Origin of the sequence: Pseudomonas rossensis (assembly GCF_039888995.1) — a bacterium.
Taxonomy (GTDB): domain Bacteria; phylum Pseudomonadota; class Gammaproteobacteria; order Pseudomonadales; family Pseudomonadaceae; genus Aquipseudomonas; species Aquipseudomonas rossensis.
In genome coordinates this window covers 1-2,619 of record NZ_JBBWCB010000270.1, presented here as the reverse complement: position 1 = coordinate 2,619, position 2,619 = coordinate 1, and the positions used below count along the sequence as shown (strand labels likewise).

The following is a 2,619-nucleotide window of genomic DNA, read 5'->3' as shown; positions in this document are numbered from 1 at the left end:
GTGCTGGGGGGCGCCGGGGTGATTCTGGGCGGGCTGGCGGTGGGCGTTACGGCGCTGGCCGAAGGCTTTGCGACCATTGCGGAGGAAGCCAAGGAGGTCGCGCGTTTTTTTGATGGGCTGGAAAAGGCGTATTTACAAGGCGGCTATCACCTGGACAAGGCGGCGAATGCCTGGTTTGCGCATCCCTTGCTGGTATTCAGCGGAGTGGATTTGCGCGCATCCACCGTCCATTTCGACAGTCCGAAACTGTTCCCGCTGCGGGACCATTTCGGGGTTCCGGATTTCGATGTGGATTACAACCGCGCCGTCGATATTCGCCAGGGCCTTGAGTTGCCGGACTCGGCGCGTTTTTCACCACAGGCAGGGCAGACAATCGTTCTGCCCTGCAGACCCAAGACCTGGTTCGGCTACGAATACAAGTTGCTGCCGTTTGTCACGTTTCGTCATGCCGGCGGGTACGACACGGCACGTCGACTGGAGAAAAAGAACGAACAGGGGCAATGGCAGTTTCTGTTTTCGTTCTACTCGTTTCCCGGTGAGTACGTGGTCAACCGGCTGAACCCGGTCTACAAGCCAACGGTATTCAATGTTCGTCTCGATAACGTCGAGCGTTCACTGGCGGTACCTGCGCTGCCGAAGGTGTGGCACGGGCTGGTGTCCTACCGGGTAGAAGGCGCAGGTGCTCAATGTTCCCTGTTGCTCAATCCTGGAGTGAGCCTCGAACTCGTCGCGCCCGGTCACACGGCCATGCTCTGGGTGCTGCGGACTCCATGGCTGGCGGAGACAGACATCCAGATAGAAGCCGGGGGGCGCCTTGTCTCGGGGACGCTGGATGTGACGTTCAGTGGCGGTGGCGTTCACCATGTGTTGCTCAAGCTGTCGAAAAACAAAATCGTGCGTGTAGATCTTGCTGACCGGCGGCTGGAGGTTGTCGAAGAAGAGGCCGATCCGGCCCTCGGAGAACAAGCGTTGCTGGATCACTTCAAGACACTGACCCATGAACATCGCCTGGCCACGTCTTACACCCCCGTTCGCAACTTCGTGGTGCCGTTCGAAAAGCCGAGCGAACCCAGGACGGTAGTCGCGTATTACGACTCGGCACAGGATCGTTTTCTGTACATCCGCGACCCGAATGTCCTGGTGTCCGATGAGGTGATATTGGGCGCGGTGTTGGAGGGTTCGGCTTACTTCTATCACCCCGAGAGTTTCAATGTCTGGCAGGTCGATGCGATCACCGGGACGCTGGTTCAGCACTATCGTTTGCTTTATAGAGATGGCCTGGCGATTGTCCGCTTCGAGGCTGTGACCAATGGCGGCATTCAGATCGTGCAGCAGCTCCCTGGAAAGGACGGTCAGCGCGATGAACTGACCTATGTGATCCATGATCGGGCCGTGTTGCTCAGCTCGATTACCCGCAGTCAGGATCCTGCACTGCAGGCTGTTTTGGAGGCTGACACGCTGACGGACTGGAAACAGGTACTGGGCGACTATGTGGTGCTGGCAGAGTCCGCCAATACAGTGAACTGGCGTCCCGGTGCACTGGTTTCGATTTGTTGGCAGATCAATGACAAGTTGCGGGATCTGGTCTGGGTGCGCAGCAGTGATGGGTTGATTATTCGTGCACCTGCCAGGCGTCACTATATGCGGGGATGGGCAGATTCGATCAAGGCCTTGAATGAGCTTCTGCTCATCGCTCCTGCCGGTGTCGAGGGCGAAGTGTTCGTTACCTACGACAGGCCTGGCCGAAGCCTCATGCGTCTGCAAAGATCGATGGTGGAGGGTCGCGCACACTGGTCGTCCAGCAACATCTCCCCCCCTGGGCTGAAAAATGTTGTCGCCGTTGGGCGGGACTATCTCGCCCTGACCGACTCTGGTCTGTTCTTTGACATTATGCCGGACGGGAATCTGAGACTCGGCGGGCTGACCGAGCACTGGTTCAAGGGCAAAACCCAGTGGTGGTCGGCGCTGGAAACGGTTGCGTTGCAATACCCGGTGCCGAGTTTTGCCATCCTGGGTTTGACCGGTTTCAAGGCCGGTTTGTGCGCCTGGTACTTGGGTGGTCGGCTGCTGCTCGCTGAAATGGGGCACGGCAAAGAAGTACGGTTGCTGAGTATGACTCCAGACAATCAGGCCACCTGGCTGTTTGATCTTTCAACCGGCAAGATTGTCCGTCAGGGTTTTATCGATCCAGACCACTTGAGCACGGCATTTGCCCAGGGAACGAAACTGTTAATGGCTGAGGCATTGCCAGCCCCGACGCAGGAATGGGCGAGCTGGACCTTTAGCGACGTAACAGTGGAAGGCTCTGGCCTGAGGGCAACGACGCTTGAAGGTGTGGAGGTGGATTTACAGCACAACGAACCGGTACGGATTACGGGCGTTGACAGCCGTTGGGTCGCTGCACTGGAAGATGAATTGAGTGAGGGCCTGGCGGCGCTGGCGAACGAACATCGATGCGCCGATTTTCTGTCCGTCAAAGACCCTGATTACCAACAATGGTTCGTGGTCCGGACCGGACGGTTGATCCGCATTCCGAAGACCGCTATTGCTGCGCAATTCACACTCGTCGGCACCCAGCATCAAACCAATGTGATGCTGCATGACCGCAGGGGGGGTTTT

1 protein-coding gene is annotated in these 2,619 nt (G+C 57.7%); it reads left to right on the top strand.

Features of this window, described 5'->3' with window-relative positions; translation table 11 throughout:
* Positions 1 to 2,619 (top strand): TcdA/TcdB pore-forming domain-containing protein (locus WLY71_RS30280; RefSeq protein ID WP_347806509.1); only part of this gene is annotated, 2,619 nt, incomplete at both ends.